Origin of the sequence: Nocardioides sp. (genome assembly GCF_030019515.1) — a bacterium.
GTDB lineage: Bacteria > Actinomycetota > Actinomycetes > Propionibacteriales > Nocardioidaceae > Nocardioides.
Genome location: NZ_JASEEQ010000009.1, coordinates 142,694 through 165,415 on the forward strand (window position 1 = coordinate 142,694; position 22,722 = coordinate 165,415).

The window sequence follows — 22,722 nt, forward strand, 5'->3', positions numbered from 1 at the left end:
GTGCATCGTCCAGGCACGAGGTCTGTCGGCCGGCCGATGAAACTCGCGCCCGGATCAGAAGCCAGCACGCCGCGGCAGGTACGGCGGGCGACCGCGCTCGCCGACATGGACGTCGAGGATCGCCTGGTGGCTGGCGTCGGCGGCCACGGCGGACTGGTTGGCGACCAGCACGCTGCGGCCGAGGAAGGTCGCGCTGCACGGGGTGTCGAAGGGGATCGGCGAGCCGTTGTCGCCGGTGAGCGGGGTGCCGAAGCGCCGGACCTCCTCGCCGGCCGGGGTGAGCTCGACGAGCTGGTTCGCCAGGCCCGCGAGGGCGACGTACACGTGCCCCGACCGGCCGATGCCGAACCCGTCGGGCAGGTCGCCGGGCTGGGAGGTCCAGAGCGTCTCGACCGTGCCGGGCCGGCCGGAGGCCGTGACCGGCAGCCGGTAGAGCGCGCCGTTCGTGGGCAGGTCGCTGCCGTCGCTGACGGTCTGCTGGGTGATCAGGAGGTCGCCGCGACCCGGCCGGTAGCGGATGCCGGCGGTCCCGAACTCGACCGCGCCGTCGAGCGCCGGCGAGGTGAACCACCGGCGGGGCGTCCGCGAGCCGTGCGGGACCTTCCAGATCACGCCGTCGGCGTAGTCGGTGACGAACAGGGCGCCGCCGGGACCCCACGTCGCGTAGTTCGGCACCGCGCCGTCGGGGAACCGCACGACCCGGCGGAACCGGCCGGTCCGGACGTCGAGGGTGAGCACCGAGGCCGTCGAGGTCTCCAGCAGCACCAGCCGGCCGTCGCGGGTCTGGTTGGCGACCTGGACCCCGTGGTCCGCGTCGAGGCGCTGGCCCGGCACCGACCACGACCGCAGCAGGGTGCCGTCGGCGGCCCACTCGAAGACCCGCGAGGGCGCGGTGCTGCCCGAGTCGACGTAGCTGCCGGCGTAGACCCGGCCGTTGGTGTGGGCGTGGACGTACGCCGGGAACCCGGGCGCGGGCACCAACGAGAGGACCCGGGTGTCGCCGGGCTCGCGGGTGGACGCGCGGGCCTGCGCCGGGGCGGGCGCCCAGGCGGTGGCCGCGAGCGCGGCGACCGTGAGCACCGCCAGCAGCCGCCTCACAGCCGCTCCCCGACCTCGATCGCCGCCCGCTCGCCGGCCCGCACCGCGCCGTCCATGTAGCCGGTCCAGTACGTCGAGGTCTCGGTGCCGGCCCAGTGCACGCGGCCGAACGGCTGCCGGATCGCGGACCCGAACTGCACCATCGTGCCGGGCGCGTAGTTGGCGACCGGCCCACCGGTGGTCCACCGCTCCTTGGTCCAGTCCTGCTCGGCGTACTCGATCGGGTGCAGCGCCTGCTCGCCGAACAGCGCCGCGAACCCCTCCAGCACCGCCCGCTTCCGCTCGGCCCGCGGGAGCACGCCGTACTGGCGCCAGGTGGAGCCGCCGACGAAGGCCAGGAGCACTCCCGGCTCGCCCTCGGCCGGCGAGTTGTCGAACACCGCGCGGGCGGCGCCGGCGTCGTTGAGGCCGAAGCCGTTGAGCCCGGCCGCCCGCCAGAACGGGGTCCGGTAGACCGCGTCGCACTTCATCAGCTGGCCCATGTCCAGGTGGCGCAGCAGCTGCAGTCGCTGCGCGGGGAGGCGCGGGAACCAGTCGATGTCGAGCACCAGCGGCGGCGGCGCCGCCACGACGACCCGGCGGGCCCGGACGGTGCCGCGCGCGCTGTGCACGAGCACGTGACCGTCGTGCTGCTCGATGCGGCGCACCGGCGCTCGCAGCGCCACGACGTCGCCCAGCCGGCGCGCCAGCCGGAGCGGGATCAGCTGCGAGCCGCCGACGAAGCGGCGCTCCTGGGCGCCGTTCGCGGTGTCGGAGTTGCGCGAGAACGTCCCGACGTTGCGCTCGTTGCCCGAGCAGGCGACGTACCAGAGCACGTAGAGCAGGGACAGCTCGTTGGGGTCGGCCCCGAACCCCGGCTGGGTCCAGCACTCGATGAGGTTCTCGACGCCGTCGCCGTTGACCGCGTTGGCCCGGATCCACTCGCCGAGCGTCATCGCGTCCCACTCGGCGGCGCGCGGGTGGGTCCACGGCGCGTCGACGGCGATCTCGGCGGCCATGTTGTCGATGCGGGTCAGCAGGACGGCCGCGTCGGGGAGGATCGTGGGGTCCGGCGGGACGGTGCCGGAGTACTCCTGCCGCCCGGTCAGCGAGGACACGTAGACGCTGTTGCCCTCGTTGTACTCCAGGAACGTCGGCACCTTCAGCTCCCGCGCGAGCCGGGCGATGTGGCCCTGGGTGGGGCCGATGAACGCGCCGCCGGCCTCGATCGTGGCGCCGCGGCTGCCGGGCGCGGTGAGGTGGTGGTTGAGCACCCGGCCGCCGACCCGGCCGCGCGCCTCGAGGAGCAGTACGTCGTGCCCGGCGCGGGCCAGGTCGCGGGCCGCGACCAGCCCGGAGAGGCCGCCGCCGACCACGACGGCGTCGACCCGCCTCGGCAGCGAGCCCTGGCGCGAGCCCGCGGCGACCGCGTCGTGCAGGGCGCCGGTGCCGAGCGCCAGCCCGCTGGCGGCGGCGCCGCCGAGCAGCAGCCGGCGGGACAGCGCCGGGTGCGGCGGCGCGGGGCTCCGGGCGGGAGTCGGGGCGGGGTGCAGGGGCTGGGTCACGGCGGCTCCTGGGACGGCCATACCTGAACATGTGTCAGATTCGTGTTCGTACCCTACACTCGCAACCGTGCCTGCCGCGGCTGCGACCCCGACCACCCCCCCGAAGCGACGGGTTCCGCGCCAGGAGCGCAGCCGCCGCCGCGTCGAGGACCTGCTCGACGCGGCGGCGCGGCTGGTCGTCGACCACGGCGTCGAGGCCCTCACCACCCGTGACATCGCCGTGGCGGCGGGGGTGCCGGTCGCCTCGCTCTACCAGTACTTCTCCGACAAGGAGGACGTCATGCTCGCGCTGGCCCAGCGCGACATGGCGGAGATGGACGCGCAGGTCGCGGAGGACCTCGCCGCCGTCGACGTGCACTCGGTCGCCGTCCTCGTGCGGACCACGATGCGGGCGTTCGTGAGCGTCTACCACCGGCGTCCGGCGTTCGTGGAGATCTACCTGCGCGGCCGCACCAACCTCGCCGTGCACCGCTTCGGCCGCGAGCACAACGCCCGGATCGCCGAGACGCTGCGGGCCTTCGCGATCGAGGCCGGCCTGGCCCGCGACGACCTGCCCCGCTCGGCCGCCGTCCTGGCCGTCGAGGTCGGCGACCGCGTCTTCCAGCTCGCGTTCGAGGAGTCCCTGGACGGCGACCAGGAGCTGGTCGAGGAGGGCATCGCGATGGTCACCGCCTACCTCGAGCGCTACGCCGCCCCCGGGCCCGACCTAACCACCGAGGAGACCCCATGAGGATCGCCACCGTCGGCGTGCACGTCCTCGACATCCACGTGGTCGGCATCGAGTCGATCCCCGAGCGCTCCGACGGCCAGCTGGTGGAGACGATCCGGACGTCCCCCGCGGGCACCGCGGGCGGTACGGCGGTCGTGCTCAGCCGGCTCGGCGCGCAGGTGCTGAGCTTCGGCGCGGTCGGCGCCGACCCGCTCGGCAGCACCCTGCTGGCGCTGCTCGAGCGCGAGGGCGTCGACGTGACGGGCCTGGTCCGCAGGGCCGACCAGCAGACCTCGGCCTCGGTGCTGCCGGTGCGTGCCAACGGCGACCGGCCCGCCTGGCACTGCATCGGTGCGAACGGCGCGTTCACCCTCGACGACCTGGACCTCGGCGCCCTGGAGGGGTGCACCCACGTGCACCTGGGCGGCCCGGAGTTCCTCGGCGGGGAGGCGGCCGGCCGGCTGCTCGCCCAGGCCCGCTCGCTGGGGGCGACGACCTCGCTGGACCTCCTGGCTCCCGGCGACCCCGACCTGCTCGCCTGGGTGGCCGACGCGCTGCCGCACACCGACTACCTGCTCCCCAACGACGAGCAGGTGCTGGGGTTCACCGGGGCCGCCTCGCTCGCGGACGGCGCCCGGGCGCTCGTCGCCGCGGGCGCCGGGTGCGTGGCGGTGACCCAGGGCAGCCGCGGCGCGCTGGTCGTGACCGCGGACGAGGTGATCGAGGTGCCGGCGTACGCCGTCGAGGTGGTCGACACCACCGGCTGCGGCGACGCGTTCTCCGCCGGCTTCCTGCGCGGCCTCTCGCTCGGCCGCGACCTGCGGGGCGCCGCCGAGCTCGGGTGCGCCACCGCCGCCCAGGTCGCCCAGGGCCTCGGCACCGACGCCGGCGACTACTCGCTGGACTCCGTGGTGGCCTTCGCGGCATCGAGCGCCACCCGCTCGGGAGTGCGCTGACGCACCGGCCGGGCCAGCCGGTCCAGGAATGCCACCAGCAGCGCCTCGCGCATCGCGGGGGAGGCCAGGTCGAGCATCGCGTTGACCTCGGCCATCCGCTCGGGAAGGTCGAGCCCGGCGGCGTCGCCGCCCACCAGGCCCGCGGCGGCCAGCAGGCCGTCGAAGTCCTCGTCGGAGAGCGTGGCCGGGTCGAGGGCGCCGATGAACTCCGCGATGCCCGGATCCACCGACACCGGCCCGGACTCCTGCGCGGCCGCCACCGAGTCGGCCAGGGCGGTGAGGAAGTCGTCGACGTGCGCGTTGGTCGCGGCGCTCACCGAGAGGTGGATGGTCGGCGGCTGACCGGCGTACGACATCTGCGGCTGGACGTACCACCCGCGCGCCGCCATCTCGTCGCAGACCGTGAACGCGTCGCAGCCGGCGTCGGTCGCGATCGCGACCAGCGTCGAGTCGGGGGCGGCCGCGAGCGAGAGCGCCGGGATGTCGGCGAGCCCTGCGACGATCGCGTCGACGGCTTCGAAGGTCTCTCGGGAGAGGAGCTCGTACCCCGTGTCACCCAGCGACTGCACGACCGCCCAGGCCCCGGCCAGGGGTCCGCCCGACTTGGTCGACTGCAGGGTGGAGTTCAGCATCGTGTAGCCCGGCCACGCCGCGGACGCGAAGTACTGCGGGCGCCGCAGCCCGGCCGTGCGGTGCAGCAGCACGGACGTGCCCTTGGGCGCGTAGCCGTACTTGTGCAGGTCCACCGAGATCGAGGTGACGCCCTCGACCGCGAACGTCCACGCCGGCACCGACCGGCCCAGACGGGCCGCGTAGGGCAGCACCCAGCCGCCGATGCACGCGTCCACGTGGCACCGGATGCCGCGGGCCGCGGCCACCGCCGCGACCTGCGTGACCGGGTCCACGACGCCGTGGGCGTACGACGGCGCCGACGCCGCCACGAGCACCGTGCGGTCGGGGTCCTCGTCGATCGCGGCGGCCATCGCGGCCGGGTCGGCGCGGAAGTCCGGTCCGACCGGGACCAGCACGGCCTCGACGCCGAAGTAGTGCGCGGCCTTGTGGAACGCCGCGTGCGCGGTGGTGGGCAGCACCATCCGCGGCCGCGCGAGGTCCGGCCGGCTGTCGCGCGCGCCCTGCACGGCGAGCAGCACCGACTCGGTGCCGCCCGAGGTGACCGTGCCGACGCAGGTGTCGGGCGCGTCGAGCAGGTCGGCGGCGAAGCCGACCAGGTCGTTCTCCATCTGCAGCAGGCTCGGGAACGCGGTCGGGTCCAGGCCGTTGGAGCCGGCGTACGCCGCGACCGCCTCGCGGCCGATCCGGTCGATGTCGGGCAGGCCCGAGTCGTAGACGTAGGCCAGGGTGCGCCCGCCGTGCACCGGCAGGTCGGCGGCCTGCATCGCCCGGAGCCGGGCGAGCGCGTCGTCGTGCGGTGCGCCGATCATGCCGCCACCGCCGCCTCGACCTGGGCCGCGTCCAGCGAGTAGCGCCGCAGCCACAGCAGGCTGAGCGCCGTCAGCACGGCCGGCAGCACGGAGAACCCGAGCACGATCGCGGTCAGCGCGGAGTCCGGCTGGGCGACGTCGCCGTCGGTGGAGGACCGGTAGCCGCCGATCGCCAGCACCAGCGCGTAGATGCCCGGGCCGAGCGCGAGGCCGAGGGTCTCGCCCGCGGTCCACACCCCGGTGTAGACGCCGACCCGGTTGGAGCCGGTCCGCACCGCGTCGACCGCGGCGGCGTCCGGCAGCATCGCCATCGGGAAGACCTGGCACCCGGCGTACCCGACCCCGACCAGGGCGACGGCCAGGTAGACGAGCGCCGGCGGCGCGCTGCGGGCCGTCACGGTGAGCAGGGCGCCGGCGCCGAGGAAGACCGATGCGGCGAGGTAGCCGCGCTTCTTGCCGATCCGGGTGCCGATCGCCGACCACACCGGGGTGAGCAGCAGCGCCGGTCCGACGAAGCAGATGAACAGCACGGTGGCCGCGCCGTCCTTGCCGAGCACGTCGGAGGCCAGGTAGTCCACGCCGGCGAGCATGCAGCCGGTCGCGAGCGCCTGGATGACGAAGCAGGTCAGCAGCCAGCGGAAGTCCCGGGCCGTCGCCACGATCCGGAGCTGGTCGCGCAGGCTCCCCGCGCCCGGCTGCGGTGCCGCCACCGGTGCCCGGCGGGTGCCGGCGTACGCGCTGACGACGCCGACCAGGATGATCAGCGCCATCGCGACGCCCATCACCCGGTAGCCGTCCCGGCCGCCGACCGCGTCCCGGATCGCCGGGGCGCTCGCGCCCGCGAGCAGGATCGTGAACGCCAGGATCGCCACCCGCCAGGTCATGATCCGGGTGCGCTCGTCGTACGACGCGGTCATCTCGGCCGGCATCGCCACGTACGGCACCTGGAAGAACGCGTACGCCGTCGCGCACGCCAGGAACAGCACCAGCACCCAGGCCGCCTCGGCGACCCGGCCCATCTCCGGGGCGGCGAACAGCAGCGCGAACCCGACCGCCAGGCCGATCCCCGCGCGCAGCAGCCAGGGCCGGCGCGGGCCGCGCGCATCGACGGTGCGGTCGCTGATCCGTCCGGCGATCGGGTTGAGGATCACGTCCCACGCCTTGGGCAGGAACACGATGAACCCGGCGATGATCGCGCTGATCCCCAGGCTGTCGGTGAGGTAGGGCAGCAGCATCAGCCCCGGCACCGTCCCGAACGCACCCGTGGCCACGCTCCCCGACCCGTACCCGACCCGTACTCCGCGGGGCAGGGTGTCGGTGGCTGGCATGCCCGGAGGCTAGCGGTCGGTTTCCCCGGCCGGCCGGGGAAACCGGTTCTTGTCGGGGGAAACTTCGCCCGACAAGTGGAGGCTCTGCCCCACAGGTCAGCGGGAGAGGGTCCGCGAGTCGCCGGATCGGTAGCGGCGGCGCGGGTTGGAGCCGATGGTCTCCGCGGACGCAGCGGCCTTCCTCGCCGGAGCCTTCTTGGCCGGGGCCTTCTTGGCCGGGGCCTTCTTGGCCGGGGCCTTCTTCGCCGGGGCCTTCTTCGCCGGGGCCTGGGTGGCGGGGGTCTTCTGGGCAGCAGTCTTCTTGGCCGGAGCCTTCTTGGCCGGCACCTTCTTGGCGGAAGTCCTCCTCGCCGGAGTCTTCCTCGCCGGTGCGGCCGGCTCGCTGCCCGACCACTGCTCGACCCACTCGTCGAGCACCTGCCAGGTGCTGCCGCGGGCGGCGCGCCCGGTCAGCATCCCGAGGTGGCCGCCGGGGACGATCTCGAAGCGGACCTCGCGCGACCCCGACAGCAGCGGCAGCACCGCGCGCACCGCCTCGACCGGGGCGATGCCGTCGGTCGCGCCGGCGAACACCAGGACCGGAGCCGAGATCGCGGCGAGCGAGACTTCGTGGTCGCCGATCTCGAGGGTGCCGGTCGACATCGCGTTGCCCTTGGCGAACCGGTGGTAGAGCTGACCGAAGCTGCGGCCCGGGTACGCCGTCATCTTGGACGTGAACCGGTCCACCGCCTCGATCTGGGCGAGGAAGTCGGTGTCGTCGAGGTGGGTCGCGATCGCGAGCGGCTTGGTGACCAGCTTCTGGAACGACGAGAGCTGGAACGCCCACCGCACCAGCGGCGTCGGCGCACCGCCGGCGGCCCGGTAGGCCCGCGTGACCAGACCGTGCCCGCCGGTCAGGTCGAGCAGCGGGCGCAGCGGCGCGACCAGCGGCACCCGCGTCACGTCGACCGGTGAGCCGACCACCGACAGCGAGGCGATCGGCAGGTCGGGGGAGTCGGCGGCCGCGAGCATCGCGAAGATCCCGCCGAGGCTCCAGCCGATCACGTGCACGGGCCGGCCCCCGGCGTGCGCCGACACCTCCCGCACGGCGGCCGGCACGACCTCCTCGACCCAGTGCTCCAGGCCGAGGTTGCGATCGCGGAACGAGACGTTGCCGTACTCCACGAGGTACGTCGGGCGCCCGCCGCTCACGAAGTGCTCGACCAGCGAGCAGCCGCGGCGCAGGTCGAAGCAGATCGCGGGGGCGGCCAGCGGCGTCACCAGCAGCACCGGGTCGCCCTGGTCGCGGATGCCGGCCATCGGTCGGTAGTGGTAGACCTCGCGCAGCGTGCCGTCGTCGATCAGGGTGCGTGGCATCGGCCGCAGGTCCGCGAGGCCGCCGTACAGCACCAGGTGCGCGACGTTGCCCGCAGCGGACGCCACCTGATCGGGCTTCGGCACGAGGTCCATGCCCGGAAAACTACTCCCTCGCCAAGAGGTCACGAGCGGGGTCCAGGGGAGGCCGGGAAGCCGGTCGCACCGGATCGGGCGCGGGCTCAGGACCGTCGGGCCGGCCGCACCGTCTTGCCGTGCGAGGGCCGCACCGCGGTGAGCTCGGCGAGGAAGCTGTCGGCCCACGCGGCGACGTCGTTCTGGCTCACGGTCTTGCGCATCGCCTTCATCCGCCGGGTGACCTCCTTCTCGTCGGCCCGGTAGGCCTCGAGCAGCGCGGACTTCATCCCGTTGATGTCGTAGGGGTTGACCAGCCAGGCCTGCCGCAGCTCCTCGGCCGCGCCCGCGAACTCCGAGAGCACCAGCGCCCCGACGTTGTCGAAGCGGCAGGCGACGTACTCCTTCGCGACCAGGTTCATGCCGTCGCGGTACGGCGTCACCACCATGATGTCGGCGGCTCGGTAGAGCGCCGCCATCTCCTCGCGCGGGTACGACGCGTGCATGTAGCTGATCGCCGGGCGGCCGATCCGCCCCAGGTCGCCGTTGATCCGGCCCACCAGACGGTCGATGTCGTCGCGGAGGATGCGGTACTGCTCGACCTGCTCGCGCGAAGGCGTCGCCACCTGGACGAAGACCACGTCCTCGACGTCGAGCTCGCCCGAGGCGAGCAACTCGCTGTAGGCGCGGATCCGGGCGTAGATGCCCTTGGTGTAGTCGAGCCGGTCCACGCCGAGGAAGATGCGGCCCGGGTTGCCCAGGGCGTCGCGGATCTCGGCGGCCCGCTTCTCGACCTCCTCGGAGCGGGCCAGCTCCTCGAAGCCCTGGGCGTCGATGGAGATCGGGAACGCCGCCGCCCGCACGGTGCGGCCGTCGGGGAGGTAGACCAGGTCGCGGTGCGTCTTGTGCCCGACCCGCTGGCGGACCAGACGGACGAAGTTCTGCGCCGCCCCGGGCAGCTGGAAGCCGACCAGGTCGGCGCCGAGCAGCCCCTCGAGCAGCTGGCGCCGCCAGGGGAGCTGCTGGAACAGCTCGGCGGGAGGGAACGGGATGTGCAGATAGAACCCGATCCGCAGGTCCGGTCGCAGCTCGCGCAGCATCTGCGGCACCAGCTGGAGCTGGTAGTCGTGCACCCACACGGTCGCGCCCTCGGAGGCGACCTGGGCCGCCTGCTCGGCGAACCGCCGGTTCACCACCACGTACGCGTCCCACCACTCGCGGTGGAACTCCGGCTTCGCGGCGACGTCGTGGTAGAGCGGCCACAGGGTTCCGTTGGCGAAGCCCTCGTAGAACTCCTTGACCTCCTGCTCGGTCAGCGTGATCGGGACCAGGTCGAGACCCTCGTCCTCGAACGGCTCCAGGTCGCTCTCGGTGCCCCCCGGCCAGCCGATCCAGCTGCCGTCGTTGGCGCGCATCACCGGCTCGATCGCCGTGACCAGCCCGCCCGGCGAGCGCCGCCACTCGGCGGTCCCGTCGGCGAGCACCACCCGGTCGACGGGCAGCCGGTTCGCGACGATGACCAGGTCAGCCGAGCCAGAGGGAGCCACGTCCTTCACCCTAGTTGAGCCTCCACAGGCCGACGCCGCTGTCGGCCTGGCCCGACAACGACTGTCGGGCTGGCAGGGTCGTGCGCGAGCCCGTCGGCTCCTGGCGTTTCTCCCATGACGGACCTGACCATGAGCACGACGTACCCCCTCGCGACCCCGCGGCAACCCCGCGGCGTACGACGGGTGCTGCTCGACAGCGGCGATGCGCTGGTCGCTGCTGCTGCGCGAGGGCCTGAGCCTGCTGCTCGTCGAGGCCGGCCACGAGGTCGTCGCGTCGGTGCCGGCTGCTGACAGCCGGACCCCGCAGCCGTCAGACCGGGAACGAGACCCCCACCTGGGCCCGCAGGTCGTCCATCTGCCGCAGCAGCGCGAGGGTCTGCTCGTGGGGGACCAGCGGGCTCTCCCGGAGTCCCTCGCGCAGGCAGCGGCCGACCTCGGCGATCTCGTTGCCGTAGCCCCGGCCGAGCACCGGCTCGCCGCCGTCGACCACGACCGGCTCGCCGGGCTCGACGGCCCAGCTGCCCCGGCCGGGGCGGTACGGCGTGAACACCGCCCGGTCCGGGTGGTGGAAGTCGTCGAAGCGGATCCGGCCGCGGTCGGTGGCGATCTCGCAGGCGCGGGAGGAGTACGACGTCATCGACGCGGTCATCGTCGCGAGCGCGCCGCCCGGGTAGCGGCCGGTGATCGCGATGTCGAGGTCGATCCCGCGCTCGGACAGGTCGCCGGTGGCGGTCAGCCGCTCCGCGGGCCCGAGCAGCAGGTGGGCGACGATCAGCGGGTAGATGCCCATGTCCAGCAGTGCTGAGGCGCCCAGCTCCGGGTTGAACATCCGGCCCTCCGGCGGCGCGTCGACGCGGAAGCCGAGCTCGGCGTGCAGGTGCCTCGGGGTGCCGAACTCACCGGACCGGATCCGCTTTTGCAGCGCCCGGATGACGGGGTGGCAGGCGGTCCACATCGCCTCCATGAGGAACCGGTCGTGGCGGTGGGCCAGCCGGACCATCTCCTCGGCGGCGGCGACGTCGAGGGTGAGCGGCTTCTCGCACAGCACGTGCTTGCCGGCCTCGAAGGCCAGCCGCGCGTTGTCGAGGTGGAGGGCGTGGGGGGTGGCGATGTAGACGACGTCCACCGCCGGGTCCGACACCAGCTCCTCGTAGGAGCCGTGCGCCGCGGCGGCGCCGTACTCCTGCGCGAACGCCTGGGCGCTCTCGGCCCGCCGGGACCCGACGGCGGCCAGCCGGGCGCCCGGCACCAGGGCCAGGTCGCGGGCGAAGGTGTGGGCGATCTTGCCGGTGGCCAGGATGCCCCAGCCGATGGTCTCCATGCCCGGAGGCTATCCGTGGCGACTCGCGCCGGGACTCTCGGCAGGTCGAATGACATCGTTGTGGTTCGTCGCCTAGAGTGAGCCCACGAGTCGGACCCACTGTCCCCAGGAGATCTCATGGATGCCGCGAACGCCTTCGGTGGCGCCGCCGAGGTCACGCCGACCCTCAGCGACCGCGACCGGGAGATCCTCGACTTCGAGCGCCAGTGGTGGAAGTACGCCGGCGCCAAGGAGACCGCGGTCCGGGAGAAGTTCGACATGTCCTCGACCCGGTACTACCAGGTCCTCAACGCGCTGATCGACCGGCCCGAGGCGCTCGAGGCCGACCCGCTGCTGGTCCGTCGACTGCGGCGGCTGCGCTCGGCGCGCCAGCGGCAGCGCTCGGCCCGCCGGCTCGGCTTCGAGGTCTGAGCGGTGCGCACCCGCAACCAACGCGGCGTGGTCACCCCGTCGCCGGTGGTGATGCTGAGCGTGATCGCGGTGGCGATGGCCGGCATCGCGTTCGTCGCGACCCGCGGCGGCGAGCCGGCCGAGCGTGAGGTCGCCACGGTGGCGCGAGAGGCCGGACCCAGTACGTCGCCCTCGGCCGTGCCGGCGCCGACCAAGGAGACCAAGGAGCCGAAGCCCAAGCCGACGGTCCAGCGCGGCAAGGTCTACGTCGAGGTCTACAACAACTCCGGCATCACCGGGCTCGCCGGCCGGGTCGCCGAGCACGCGAGCGGCATCGGCTGGCAGGTCGTGGGCTCCGACAACTGGTACGGCACCATCCCCGCCTCGACCGTCTACTACCCGCCGAAGCTCAAGCAGGCCGCCAAGACGCTCGCGCTCGACCTCGGCATCCGGCGTACCGCCCCCGCCGTCGACCCGATGCGGCTCGACCGGCTCACCCTGATCCTCACCGGCCCGCTGGGCTGAGGCTCGACCCGCGCCCCGGCCCTCGGGTGACCGGCGCTGCTGCCGTATCGGGACGCCATCCGGACGGTGGCAGCGGTAGCACCGTCCGTACGACGTCCCGCAGCGCCCCGGACGGGTCGGCGGAGCCGGTCGACCGGGGATGGCAGGGTGGAGGCATGGAGTTCACCTCGCCCGAGGCGGAGCAGAGGTACGCCGCGCTCGTGCGCGCCGCGAGCCGCGCCGTGGTCGGGCTCGACTTCGACGGGACCCTGTCGCCGATCGTGGACGACCCCGAGCGGGCGCGGATCCACCCCGAGGCGCGCGAGGTGCTGGTCGACCTCGCCGCGGAGGTCGCCGCGATCGCGGTGATCACCGGCCGGCCCGCCCGCCAGGCCCTCGACCTAGGTGGCCTGGAGGCGGTCGGCGACGCCGTCGCCGAGGCCGGCAAGGACCTCTTCGTCTTCGGCCAGTACGGCAACGAGCGGTGGAGCGCCACCCGGCGCCGGATCGTCTCCCCGCGCCCTCCGGCCGGGCTCGTCACGTTCCTGCGCGACCTGCCGCGCACGCTGCGCACGGCCGGGGTGCCCGACGCCTACGTCGAGGAGAAGGGCCTCGCGTACGCCGTGCACACCCGCCGGCTGCCCGATCCCGACTCCGCGTTCGAGCGGCTGCTGCCGCCGCTGCGCGAGCTGGCCGGCCGCCACGGGCTGGTCCTCGAGCCGGGGCGCCAGGTCATCGAGGTCCGCGCGCCCGGCATGGACAAGGGCAAGGCGGTCGAGCGGCTGGTCGAGGAGGTCGGCGCCGGCGCGTTCCTCTTCGCCGGGGACGACCTCGGCGACCTGGAGGCCTTCGACGCCGTCGGCACGCTCGCCAAGAACGGCCTCCCCACGCTGCTGGTCTGCTCGGCGTCGTACGAGCAGAGCGCGCTGGTCGAGCTCTCCGACGTCGTCGTGCACGGCCCGGACGGCGTCCTCGACCTGCTCCGCCGGCTCACCGCCGACGCCCGCGCCGCCCGGGCCTGATCGTCTTCGGGGGACCCGCCGAGGCCGGGACCCGGGGCTGCGGCGACTCATCTCCCGTCGAGTGACGTGAACTGGCTGGGTTCTGTACCTGAAAGCAGCCAGTACGCGTCACTCGACGGAGGGGCAGCCCGTCCAGCATGTGGATGACGTGTGCACATCGTGAGACGGCCCGCGTAGGGTCTCACCCAGCTCATCCAGAGGGACTGAGGGATACGGCCCTGTGAAGTCCCGGCAACCGCCACGATCCTCCGCCGCCCGGCACCCAGCCAGGAAGCGGTTCGTGGAAACGGTGCCAATTCCGCCCGGGGCGACCGTCGCGCCCGGGGAAGATGAGAAGGAGGACTCATGAGCGCCGTCGTCATCGAGAAGACCAGCACCCCGGCCACCCCGGGCCTGCGCGAGGGCGCGTTCGGCAATGCCACCGCCCTCTCCTGTCGCGAGTGCGGCCACCGCGTCGAGCTCGGACCGCACTATGCGTGTCCGGAGTGCTTCGGCCCGCTGGAGATCGCCTACGACTTCCCGCAGGTCACCCGTGAGCAGATCGAGGCCGGGCCGCCCAACATCTGGCGCTACAAGGCGCTGCTGCCGGTCCCCACCGACATCGAGCAGAGCCCGAACACCGAGCCGGGCTTCACCCGCCTGCTGCGCGCGACCAACCTCGCCGCCGAGCTCGGCATCGACAACCTGTGGGTCAAGGACGACTCCACGAACCCCACCAACTCCTTCAAGGACCGGGTGGTCGCCTGCGCGCTGAGCGCGGCACGCGAGTTCGGCAGCAAGGTCTTCGCCTGCCCCAGCACCGGCAACCTCGCGAACGCGGTCGCCGCCGCGGGCGCCCGGGCCGGCATCAAGACCGTGGTGTTCATCCCGAGCGACCTCGAGCAGCCCAAGCAGGTCAACTCCGCGGTCTTCACCGACTCCCTGGTCGCCGTCAACGGCAGCTACGACGACGTCAACCGGCTCGCCTCCGAGATCGCGGGCGAGGAGGAAGGCTGGGCGTTCGTGAACGTCAACGTCCGGCCCTACTACGCCGAGGGCTCCAAGACCCTGGGCTACGAGATCGCCGAGCAGCTCGGCTGGCGGCTGCCCGACCAGATCGTGATCCCGGTCGCGAGCGGCTCGCAGCTGACCAAGGTGCACAAGGCGTTCCAGGAGCTGATCGCGCTCGGCCTGGTCGAGGACCGGCCCTACCGCGTGTACGGCGCGCAGGCCGAGGGCTGCTCGCCGGTCTCGGTCGCCTACAAGGCCGGCGTCGACGCGATCCGGCCGGTCAAGCCGGACACGATCGCCAAGAGCCTCGCGATCGGCAACCCCGCCGACGGGATCTACGTGCTCGACATCTGCCGCGAGACCGGTGGGGCGGTCGAGGACGTCACCGACGACGAGGTCCGCGCCGGGATCGTGCTGCTGGCGCGCACCGAGGGAATCTTCACCGAGACCGCCGGCGGCACCACGGTCGCGGTGCTGAGGAAGCTCGTCGAGACCGGCCAGCTCGACACCTCCCTGGAGACCGTGGTGATCAACACCGGCCACGGCCTGAAGACCCTGGACGCGGTCTCCGGCGCGGTCGCGCCGGCTGCGACCATCGAGCCGTCGTACTCCGCCTTCGCCGCCACCGGCCTGGCCTGATCTCCCTGCCCCCGAGGAGCTGACCATGAGCGTGTCCGTCCGGATCCCCACCATCCTGCGCACCTACACGGGCGGCGAGTCCGAGGTGAGCGCCGCCGGGGCGACGCTCGCCGACGTCCTCGACGACCTCGACGGCAGGTACAGCGGGATCAAGGCCCGGATCCTCGACGAGGCCGGCGGGCTGCGCCGCTTCGTCAACGTCTACGTCGGCAACGACGACGTCCGGTTCCTCGACAACCTGGCCACCCCCACGCCCGACGGCTCCCAGATCTCGGTGATCCCCGCCGTCGCCGGCGGCTGCTGACCCGTGGCGCCGCCTCGCTTGTAGCGCGGGGTCGGAGGATCTGGGCACCCCCGTGCAACAGGGTCACCAGATCCCGTAACGCCGCGTTACAAGCGGCGGGGCGGGTCGGCGCGCCGCACCCGGGTCGACTGCTTGACACCGGGCCCCGGGCGGGCCACATTAGGCGTGGGAACGCTCCCAATTCTGGTGTCCCGGGTCTGGGGTGGACCGGCTGTGGCCCGGCCCGGGCGGACGGGAGCGCTCGCGGCCGACGGCGGTCGGCAGGCGACCCCACCGTGCGGCGGGCCCGGGAGACCTCGACGTCCCGGGCCCGCCGTTCGCCCCGCCGTCCGCGCTGCCGGCGCGCCCCGCCGTCCGCGCTGCCGTCCGCCCCGCCGTTCGCGCTGCCGGTGAGCGTGGTCGCGCAGCCGCCCTCTGCCGCGCCGTCGCGCCGTCATACTGACGCCATGGCCCGACGCCCCCGCACCCGTCCCACCCTGGAGGAGGTCGCTGCGCTCGCGGGCGTCGGCCGCGGCACCGCCTCGCGCGTGATCAACGGCGGCGCGAAGGTCTCCGACCGCGCGCGCCAGGCGGTCGAGAACGCGATCGCCGAGCTCGGCTACGTGCCGAACGCCGCCGCCCGCGCCCTGGTCACGCGCCGCACGGATGCGGTCGCGCTGGTCATCGCCGAGTCCGAGGAGCGGGTCTTCGGCGAGCCGTTCTTCGCCGGCATCGTGCGCGGCATCGGGGCGGCGCTGGCGACCGCCGAACGCCAGCTGGTGCTGATCCTGGCGGACGCCCGCCGCCGCGGCAGCCTCGAGCACTACCTCACCCGGCAGCACGTGGACGGGGTGCTGCTGCTCTCGCTGCACGGCGACGACACGCTGCCCGACCGGATCCGCGGCCACGGGCTGCCGGTGGTCGTCGGCGGTCGACCGCGGCCCGACGTCCAGACCGGCTTCGTCGACGTCGACAACGTGCAGGGGGCCGGGCTGGCGGTCGCCCACCTGGTCGACCGCGGCCGCACCCGGATCGCCACGATCGCCGGGCCGGCGGACATGGTCGCCGGCAGCTCCCGCTTCGAGGGGTACGTCGCGGGCCTGACCGCGGCCGACCGGCCCATCGACGAGCGCCTCGTGGCGCGCGGTGACTTCAGCCAGGAGAGCGGCGCGCGCGGGATGCGGGCGCTGCTGGACCGGGAGCCGGCCGTGGACGGGGTCTTCTGCGCCAACGACCTGATGGCGGTCGGCGCACTTCAGGCGCTGCGCGAGCACGGCCGCCGGGTCCCCGACGACGTGTCGGTCGTGGGCTTCGAGGACGCGCCGATCGCCCGGTCGACGGTGCCGCCGCTGACGACGGTGCACCAGTCGCCGTGGGCGATGGGCGGCGAGATGGTCGCCCTGCTGCTCGAGACGATGGCCGGTTCCGACCCCACCCCGCCCGGCCGGATGCTGCCGACCCGGCTCGTGGTGCGGCAGAGCAGCTGACCCTCCTCGGCAGCCGGTCTGCACCCGCCCCACGCGGGGGCCCGGCTTGTCCTAGTGTTCCTCCGTGGACCAGCCCCCGACGACCCCGCTGGTGCTGCTCGTGACCTGTGCCGAGTGGCCCGAGGGCGAGCCCGGGCACGGCGCCCTCGACGTCGCGCTCGAGGCGCAGGGCCTGACCGCCCGCTGGGTGCAGTGGGACGACCTCGGCGTCGACTGGGGCGCGGCCGACGTGGTCGCGGTGCGCTCCACCTGGGACTACGACCACCGGCTCGGCGAGTTCCTCGGCTGGGCGTCCGGGGTCGGGCCCGCGCTGCTCAACGGCGTCGACGTGTTCCGGTGGAACACCGACAAGCACTATCTGGTCGACCTCCAGGGCTCCGGCCTGCCGATGGTGCCCACGCTCGCCGCGGACACGGTCTTCGACGTGCGCGCCGCCGCCGACCGGTACGGCGTCGCGGTCGTCAAGCCCCGGGTCGGCGCGGGCGGCCGCGGCCTCGAGGTCGTCTCCGACGGCCGGGTCTGGCTGCCGAGCCCGGACGGCCACCCCGGACCGTGGGTGGTCCAGCCGCTGGTCGAGTCGATCCACCACGACGGGGAGACCTCGGTGTTCATGATCGCCGGGCACCCGGTCAGCCAGGTGCAGAAGCTGCCCAGCACCACCGACATCCGGGTGCACGAGCAGTTCGGCGGGACCATGCGGTCGGTCGAGCTCACCCGGGAGGCCGCGCTGCTGGCCGCCCAGGCGGTCGCCACGGTCGTGGACCTGCTCGGCGACGAGGTCGTCTACGGCCGGGTCGACATGATGCGCCACGAGGGCCGGCTGGTCGTCAGCGAGATCGAGCTGACCGAGCCGGGGCTCTACCTCGACGTGCTCCCGCTCAACGCGCTGCCGCTCGCCGAGGCCATCGCCGCCCGGGCGCTGCCGCGGACCTGGTGACCGGCATCCGGGTACGGCGTACGTCGTCTCGACGCGCGGCCCCCCACGCGAGCTCGGGCGTGCGCTCGCCCGACCCGCCCGTCAGGGTGCCCGTCCCTCCCTCCCGGGACCCGGGCGCCTTGCACTCTCAGGGGTCGAGTGCTAAACATGACGCTGGCACTCTCCCTAGGAGAGTGACAACACCGGATCGGCGACGTTGAGGTCCTCCTGACCGGCGAGAAAGGGTTCGCCGGAGCCAGGGTGGCCGTCCGTCGCGGGCAACCCGTCGACCCGGATCCATGAACTCTCTTCATTGCGAAGGATCGCAGGAGTTATGCCGAAGCTGATTGCTTTCAACGAGGAGGCCCGGCGCGGTCTCGAGCGTGGCATGAACACGCTCGCGGACGCTGTCAAGGTCACGCTCGGGCCCAAGGGTCGCAACGTCGTCCTCGAGAAGAAGTGGGGCGCCCCCACGATCACCAATGATGGTGTGTCCATCGCCAAGGAGATCGAGCTCGAGGACCCCTACGAGAAGATCGGTGCCGAGCTCGTCAAGGAGGTCGCCAAGAAGACTGACGACGTCGCCGGCGACGGCACCACCACCGCCACCGTCCTCGCTCAGGCGATGGTCCGCGAGGGCCTGCGCAACGTGGCCGCGGGTGCGAACCCGATGGGCCTCAAGCGCGGCATCGAGGCGGCCGTCGAGGCCGTGTCCGCCCAGCTCCTGAGCATGGCCAAGGACGTCGAGACCAAGGAGCAGATCGCGTCCACCGCGAGCATCTCCGCCGCTGACACCACCGTCGGCGAGATCATCGCCGAGGCGATGGACAAGGTCGGCAAGGAAGGCGTCATCACCGTCGAGGAGTCGAACACCTTCGGGCTCGACCTCGAGCTCACCGAGGGCATGCGCTTCGACAAGGGCTACATCTCGGCGTACTTCGTCACCGACCCCGAGCGGATGGAGACGGTCCTCGAGGACCCCTACGTCCTGATCGCGAACCAGAAGGTCTCGTCGGTCAAGGACCTGCTCCCGCTGCTGGAGAAGGTCATGCAGTCGGGCAAGCCCCTGCTGATCCTGGCCGAGGACGTCGACGGCGAGGCGCTGTCCACGCTGGTCGTGAACAAGATCCGCGGCACCTTCAAGTCCGTGGCCGTCAAGGCCCCCGGCTTCGGTGACCGCCGCAAGGCCATGCTCCAGGACATCGCGATCCTCACCGGCGGCCAGGTCATCAGCGAGGAGGTCGGCCTCAAGCTGGAGTCGACCGGCATCGAGCTGCTCGGCCAGGCCCGCAAGGTCGTCATCACCAAGGACGAGACCACGATCGTCGAGGGTGCCGGCGACGCCGACCAGATCGCCGGCCGGGTCAACCAGATCCGTGCCGAGATCGAGAAGTCGGACTCCGACTACGACCGCGAGAAGCTCCAGGAGCGCCTCGCCAAGCTGGCCGGCGGCGTGGCCGTCATCAAGGTCGGCGCGGCCACCGAGGTCGAGCTCAAGGAGCGCAAGCACCGCATCGAGGACGCCGTCCGCAACGCGAAGGCGGCCGTCGAGGAGGGCATCGTCGCCGGCGGTGGCGTGGCGCTCGTCCAGGCTGCCAACGCCGCGTTCGACAAGCTCGACCTCACCGGTGACGAGGCCGTGGGTGCGCAGATCGTGCGCTTCGCGACCGATGCCCCGCTCAAGCAGATCGCGATCAACGCCGGCCTCGAGGGCGGCGTCGTGGCGGAGAAGGTGCGCGGCCTCACGGCCGGTCACGGTCTCAACGCGGCCACCGGCGAGTACGTCGACATGATCGCCTCGGGCATCATCGACCCCGCCAAGGTGACCCGCAGCGCGCTGCAGAACGCCGCCTCCATCGCGGCGCTCTTCCTCACCACCGAGGCCGTCGTGGCCGACAAGCCGGAGAAGGCCGCCCCGATGGGCGACCCGTCCGGCGGCATGGGCGGCATGGACTTCTGAGCACCCCTGATCCGCGCTGGCTCGCTAGCGCGGATCAGGCCAGGTGCCAGGTCGAGGAGCGTCGGCCGGACCGAGCTAAGCGAGGAACGGCGACGCGTCTCGAACCCAGTCCCTCAGCAGAGACACCAGCACCACGACACCGACCCGCCGGAGCAAGCCTCCGGCGGGTCGGTGTCATTTCGGGTCGTCGTTCCCGCCGGCGTCGGGTCGTGTGCCCCACGACGCGCCATGGCGCGTCCTCAGGCACACGACCCGTCAGCCGCCGGACGGCGGGACCACGAGCAGGCAGGCGCCCGGCTCGGCGAACGGGACCAGGTCGGTGCCCGCCGGGTCTGCGCCGTACGCCGCGAGCGCGCCGCTGACCAGGCCGCGGTGGACCTCGCACACGACCTCGGGGTAGCGGTGCGCGGCCTCGAGCAGGGGGCACCGGGTCAGCCGCACCAGGTCGTCGCGCGCGGCGTCCACCTCGGGTTCGAAGCCGAGCTCGTCGAGCATCGTGACGACCTCCGCCCGGGCGTCCTCGGCGGTCTCCGGCCGGCGGTCGCGCTCGCCGGCCAGGGAGCTGCCCCAGTGCTCGCCGGCGAACCGTGCGGTCTCGGTCGGCGCGGGGCTGGTGCCGGCGATCGAGGCTGCCAGTGCGGTGGCCAGGCCGGCGTACTCGTCGCGGCCGCGCTCCTCGACGGACTCGTAGCGCCAGGCGGGCCGGCCGCGGCCCTGCGGCTCGCTGCGGATCCGGCGTACCCAGCCGTCGGCGACCAGCGCCTCGAGATGCTCGCGCACGGTGTTGGGGTGCAGTCCGCTGGCCTGGGCCAGTGCCGCGAGCCGGGGCGCCTCCGGCTGGTCGAGCAGCAGCTGGAGGACCGCGGCCCGGCCCGGGGTCAACGGTCGCGGCCGCCGGCCGGGACGGGGACCCAGCTGATTGTTTTTCACGGTCCATACTGTAGTAAACATGTCTCGCACGGTCACCCCCCGGGTCGGCCCCGACGCGGCCCGAACCCGGCGCGACCGCACCCGAGCCCACCCACACCCCTGAGGAGCACACCGAATGAACGACCTGTTGGTCGCCTCGTCCGAGGCGGACGCGCGCGCAGCCGAGGCGATGGTCGCCCACCACGCGGCGATGGCGGGGACGCTGACCACCCACGTGACCCAGCTCGCGTCGGCCGCCCGCTCGGGCAACGCCGCCGAGGCCGAGCGCGTCCGGGCCGAGCTGCTCGCCTGGTGCCGCACCGACCTGGTGCCGCACGCCCTCGCCGAGGAGGCCGCCCTCTACCCGGCCGCCGGGGATCAGCCCACGGCGTCGCTGCTCGTCACCGCGATGCTCTCCGAGCACCAGCTCCTCCTCGGGCTGGTCGACCAGCTCGGCAAGGCGCAGGACGTCGTCTCCGCCGCGATCACCGCCGGCTCGCTGCGCACCGTCTTCGAGACCCACCTGGCCAAGGAGAACGAGCTGATCGTGCCGCTGCTCGCGACCGCCGGGACGGTCTCGCTCGCCGCGCTCCTCGACGGCATGCACGAGGCGCTCGAGGAGCACCAGGGCCACGACCACGGCCATGACCACGGGCACGACCACGGGCATGACCACGGCCATGACCACGGGCACGACCACGGGCACGACCACGGGCACGGCGGCTGCACCTGCGGCGAGACCGACCCGGCCGGCCTCCCCGAGCTCGACGTGCGCACCATCCCGCACGCCATCCGGCACGCCACGGTGTTCGGCGCCGTCGACGGTGTCCGCCCCGGCAGTGGTCTGGTGCTGGTCGCCCCGCACGACCCGCTGCCGCTGCTCGCGCAGCTCGAGCAGCGCGACCCGGGCGTGCTCAGCGTCGAGTACCTCGAGCGCGGTCCCGAGGCCTGGCGCCTCCAGATCCTCCGCTCGCCGCGCTGAGGCTGAGCCCTCTCGAGCGACCCGCGTCGACCCGCCCGACCGTCTCGGGCGGGTCGACGTGCGGTTCCGGACGGGTCAGCCCCGAGCGGCGGGGCTGCGCCGGATGGTCCGGTCCAGGTGCACGATCATCGCGACGAAGACCGTGACCGCGGCCGCGAACGCGACCCACAGCTCGATGCTCGCGATCCGGTGGACCAGCGGCAGGTCGTCGGCGCGGCCGAGGTAGATCCCGGCGGCGGCGTACATGCCGAGCGGGAAGATCATGCTCCACATCGTGGGGTCGTAGCGCAGCGGGATCTTCCGGATCCCGTGGCGCCACCAGCCGGCGGCCACCAGGGGCGGGATCAGCCAGGTGGCGAAGGCCCAGAAGACCACCGCCAGCCCGGCGATCAGCTCGCGGGTCGCCGTCACCATCGGGGCGTCGGCCATCTCGACGATCCGGGCCCCGGCCAGGACGGTGATGGCCAGCGCGCCCATGCTCACCCAGTACGGCGGGTTGAGGTCCTCGGGCCCGAAGTCGTAGAGCATCAGCCGCAGCGAGACGATCACGCCGGTCGCGGCGTACAGGAAGACCCCGACCGACCAGGCCACCACCGCGATCAGCGCCAGGGCGATCCGGCCGGTCTCGGCCCGCGGCTCGAGGGTGGCGGCCGCGGTCGCGACCGACTGGCTCGCGACCGTCCAGATGAACCAGGTGCCGTTGGCGGCGGCGATCACCGGCCGCGGCTGCGGGCCGAGCACCGCGGTCCACGGCACGACGTACCCCAGCACCAGCCAGGCGGTGCCGGACAGCGCGAACAGGACCGCGGTCGCGGTGTAGTGGCCGTCCAGGCCGAGGCGGACGCCGAGCACGTTGGTGCCGGCGACGAAGGTGAAGAAGCCGAACCCGCGACGCGGGTCCATGAAGTCCTCGGACGTCGCGGTGCGGTAGGCGACGAACCGCCAGGCCGTCAGTGACAGCAGCAGCACGAAGGCGCCCGCGCAGATGGCCAGCAGCACCTCCGAGAGCACGCGGTAGCCCTGGAGCTCCATGCCGACCGAGAGGATCCCGCTGGCCATGACCAGCGCGAAGTAGCCGGGCGCCAGCCCCTCGACGCCGATGCGGATCCGCTCGCCGAGCGTGGCGCCGGGCGCCCGAACCGGGCCGGTGGCCGGCCCGTGGCCGTGGCCGTGGGCGGGGCGGTGCGCAGGGTCGTGCGCGGGGCTGGGGGTGGGGCTCGGCGTGGCGGGCACCCGGGCAGGGTACGGCCTCCCCGGCCGGTCGCGC

At 73.4% G+C, this 22,722-nt stretch carries 19 protein-coding genes, 2 pseudogenes and 1 riboswitch; of the genes and pseudogenes, 12 read left to right on the top strand and 9 right to left on the bottom strand.

Going from position 1 to position 22,722, the window contains the following annotated elements; all coding sequences use genetic code 11:
- Positions 1–54: 54 nt before the first annotated feature.
- Positions 55–1,098 carry a hypothetical protein gene (locus tag QMC84_RS14235; protein WP_300375621.1) on the bottom strand — a complete coding sequence of 348 codons (1,044 nt, stop codon included), beginning with the start codon at positions 1,096–1,098 and terminating at the stop codon, positions 55–57.
- A complete protein-coding gene (locus QMC84_RS14240; protein WP_300375623.1) occupies positions 1,095–2,642 on the bottom strand; it encodes an FAD-dependent oxidoreductase in 1,548 nt (515 codons plus the stop codon). The genes QMC84_RS14235 and QMC84_RS14240 overlap by 4 nt, the downstream gene beginning before the upstream one ends.
- A 67-nt stretch (positions 2,643–2,709) precedes the next feature.
- Here QMC84_RS14240 and QMC84_RS14245 point away from each other — a divergent pair, with 67 nt between their 5' ends.
- Both QMC84_RS14245 and QMC84_RS14250 read left to right on the top strand, forming a co-directional pair.
- Positions 2,710–3,372, top strand: a complete 663-nt coding sequence (locus QMC84_RS14245; RefSeq protein WP_300375625.1) for a TetR/AcrR family transcriptional regulator — start codon at positions 2,710–2,712, stop codon at positions 3,370–3,372.
- On the top strand, positions 3,369–4,307 hold the full coding sequence (locus tag QMC84_RS14250) for a carbohydrate kinase family protein (RefSeq protein ID WP_300375627.1): 939 nt from the start codon (positions 3,369–3,371) through the stop codon (positions 4,305–4,307). The genes QMC84_RS14245 and QMC84_RS14250 overlap by 4 nt, the downstream gene beginning before the upstream one ends.
- On the opposite strand, the gene QMC84_RS14255 is transcribed toward QMC84_RS14250, so the two are convergent.
- The 5 genes from QMC84_RS14255 to QMC84_RS14275 form a co-directional block, all read right to left on the bottom strand.
- The gene (locus QMC84_RS14255) at positions 4,244–5,749 is read right to left on the bottom strand and encodes an aminotransferase class V-fold PLP-dependent enzyme (protein WP_300375629.1); all 1,506 of its coding nucleotides are present in this window, start codon (positions 5,747–5,749) and stop codon (positions 4,244–4,246) included. The genes QMC84_RS14250 and QMC84_RS14255 overlap by 64 nt on opposite strands.
- On the bottom strand, positions 5,746–7,077 hold the full coding sequence (locus QMC84_RS14260; protein WP_300375631.1) for an MFS transporter: 1,332 nt from the start codon (positions 7,075–7,077) through the stop codon (positions 5,746–5,748). Before QMC84_RS14260 ends, QMC84_RS14255 begins: the two co-directional genes overlap by 4 nt.
- 96 nt (positions 7,078–7,173) lie before the next feature.
- A complete protein-coding gene (locus QMC84_RS14265) occupies positions 7,174–8,526 on the bottom strand; it encodes an alpha/beta fold hydrolase (RefSeq protein WP_300375633.1) in 1,353 nt (450 codons plus the stop codon).
- 86 nt (positions 8,527–8,612) lie between these two features.
- Positions 8,613–10,061, bottom strand: a complete 1,449-nt coding sequence (locus QMC84_RS14270; protein ID WP_300375635.1) for a trehalose-6-phosphate synthase — start codon at positions 10,059–10,061, stop codon at positions 8,613–8,615.
- A 301-nt stretch (positions 10,062–10,362) separates the two neighbouring features.
- Entirely contained in the window at positions 10,363–11,373 is a 1,011-nt protein-coding gene (locus QMC84_RS14275) for a Gfo/Idh/MocA family oxidoreductase (RefSeq protein WP_300375637.1), read from the bottom strand.
- A 117-nt stretch (positions 11,374–11,490) separates the two neighbouring features.
- Between QMC84_RS14275 and QMC84_RS14280 the strand changes: the two genes are divergently transcribed.
- The 8 genes from QMC84_RS14280 (at position 11,491) to groL (ending at position 19,564) form a co-directional block, all read left to right on the top strand.
- Positions 11,491–11,784 (top strand): DUF3263 domain-containing protein, encoded by a 294-nt coding sequence (locus QMC84_RS14280; RefSeq protein WP_011757418.1) that lies wholly within the window; start codon positions 11,491–11,493, stop codon positions 11,782–11,784.
- A 3-nt stretch (positions 11,785–11,787) separates the two neighbouring features.
- Positions 11,788–12,288 carry a LytR C-terminal domain-containing protein gene (locus tag QMC84_RS14285; protein WP_300375639.1) on the top strand — a complete coding sequence of 167 codons (501 nt, stop codon included), beginning with the start codon at positions 11,788–11,790 and terminating at the stop codon, positions 12,286–12,288.
- A 155-nt stretch (positions 12,289–12,443) separates the two neighbouring features.
- The gene (gene otsB, locus QMC84_RS14290) at positions 12,444–13,289 is read left to right on the top strand and encodes a trehalose-phosphatase (protein WP_300375641.1); all 846 of its coding nucleotides are present in this window, start codon (positions 12,444–12,446) and stop codon (positions 13,287–13,289) included.
- A 187-nt stretch (positions 13,290–13,476) separates the two neighbouring features.
- Positions 13,477–13,625: riboswitch (SAM riboswitch) on the top strand.
- A 9-nt stretch (positions 13,626–13,634) separates the two neighbouring features.
- Entirely contained in the window at positions 13,635–14,918 is a 1,284-nt protein-coding gene (gene thrC / locus QMC84_RS14295; protein WP_300375643.1) for a threonine synthase, read from the top strand.
- Between the two features lie 25 nt (positions 14,919–14,943).
- Positions 14,944–15,222: a MoaD/ThiS family protein gene (locus QMC84_RS14300; RefSeq protein WP_300375645.1), complete on the top strand. Its 279-nt coding sequence runs from the start codon at positions 14,944–14,946 to the stop codon at positions 15,220–15,222.
- Between the two features lie 446 nt (positions 15,223–15,668).
- Complete coding sequence (locus tag QMC84_RS14305; protein ID WP_300375647.1) at positions 15,669–16,688, top strand: LacI family DNA-binding transcriptional regulator; 1,020 nt, start codon at positions 15,669–15,671, stop codon at positions 16,686–16,688.
- Between the two features lie 64 nt (positions 16,689–16,752).
- Positions 16,753–17,625 carry a hypothetical protein gene (locus tag QMC84_RS14310; RefSeq protein ID WP_300375650.1) on the top strand — a complete coding sequence of 291 codons (873 nt, stop codon included), beginning with the start codon at positions 16,753–16,755 and terminating at the stop codon, positions 17,623–17,625.
- 313 nt (positions 17,626–17,938) lie between these two features.
- A complete protein-coding gene (gene groL / locus QMC84_RS14315) occupies positions 17,939–19,564 on the top strand; it encodes a chaperonin GroEL (protein ID WP_300375652.1) in 1,626 nt (541 codons plus the stop codon).
- A 255-nt stretch (positions 19,565–19,819) separates the two neighbouring features.
- Here groL and QMC84_RS14320 read toward each other — a convergent pair whose 3' ends face one another.
- Entirely contained in the window at positions 19,820–20,494 is a 675-nt protein-coding gene (locus QMC84_RS14320) for a helix-turn-helix domain-containing protein (protein WP_300375654.1), read from the bottom strand.
- A gap of 169 nt (positions 20,495–20,663) precedes the next feature.
- Here QMC84_RS14320 and QMC84_RS22415 point away from each other — a divergent pair.
- Positions 20,664–21,020 (top strand): annotated as a pseudogene (locus QMC84_RS22415) (hemerythrin domain-containing protein); the annotation flags it as partial.
- Positions 21,021–21,197: 177 nt separating this feature from the next.
- A pseudogene (locus tag QMC84_RS22420) lies at positions 21,198–21,455 on the top strand (DUF2249 domain-containing protein); the annotation flags it as partial.
- 75 nt (positions 21,456–21,530) lie between these two features.
- Here QMC84_RS22420 and QMC84_RS14330 read toward each other — a convergent pair.
- Positions 21,531–22,688 carry a tellurite resistance/C4-dicarboxylate transporter family protein gene (locus QMC84_RS14330; RefSeq protein ID WP_300375658.1) on the bottom strand — a complete coding sequence of 386 codons (1,158 nt, stop codon included), beginning with the start codon at positions 22,686–22,688 and terminating at the stop codon, positions 21,531–21,533.
- Positions 22,689–22,722 lie beyond the last annotated feature (34 nt).

What these genes read in the sequence shown, in the direction of transcription:
- QMC84_RS14250 (WP_300375627.1), top strand. Translation starts at nt 3,369, where the DNA reads ATGAGGATCGCCACCGTCGGCGTGCACGTCCTCGACATCCACGTGGTC.
- QMC84_RS14255 (WP_300375629.1), bottom strand. Translation starts at nt 5,749, where the DNA reads ATGATCGGCGCACCGCACGACGACGCGCTCGCCCGGCTCCGGGCGATG.
- QMC84_RS14260 (WP_300375631.1), bottom strand. Translation starts at nt 7,077, where the DNA reads ATGCCAGCCACCGACACCCTGCCCCGCGGAGTACGGGTCGGGTACGGG.
- QMC84_RS14265 (WP_300375633.1), bottom strand. Translation starts at nt 8,526, where the DNA reads ATGGACCTCGTGCCGAAGCCCGATCAGGTGGCGTCCGCTGCGGGCAAC.
- QMC84_RS14275 (WP_300375637.1), bottom strand. Translation starts at nt 11,373, where the DNA reads ATGGAGACCATCGGCTGGGGCATCCTGGCCACCGGCAAGATCGCCCAC.
- QMC84_RS14280 (WP_011757418.1), top strand. Translation starts at nt 11,491, where the DNA reads ATGGATGCCGCGAACGCCTTCGGTGGCGCCGCCGAGGTCACGCCGACC.
- otsB (WP_300375641.1), top strand. Translation starts at nt 12,444, where the DNA reads ATGGAGTTCACCTCGCCCGAGGCGGAGCAGAGGTACGCCGCGCTCGTG.
- thrC (WP_300375643.1), top strand. Translation starts at nt 13,635, where the DNA reads ATGAGCGCCGTCGTCATCGAGAAGACCAGCACCCCGGCCACCCCGGGC.
- QMC84_RS14300 (WP_300375645.1), top strand. Translation starts at nt 14,944, where the DNA reads ATGAGCGTGTCCGTCCGGATCCCCACCATCCTGCGCACCTACACGGGC.
- QMC84_RS14305 (WP_300375647.1), top strand. Translation starts at nt 15,669, where the DNA reads ATGGCCCGACGCCCCCGCACCCGTCCCACCCTGGAGGAGGTCGCTGCG.
- groL (WP_300375652.1), top strand. Translation starts at nt 17,939, where the DNA reads ATGCCGAAGCTGATTGCTTTCAACGAGGAGGCCCGGCGCGGTCTCGAG.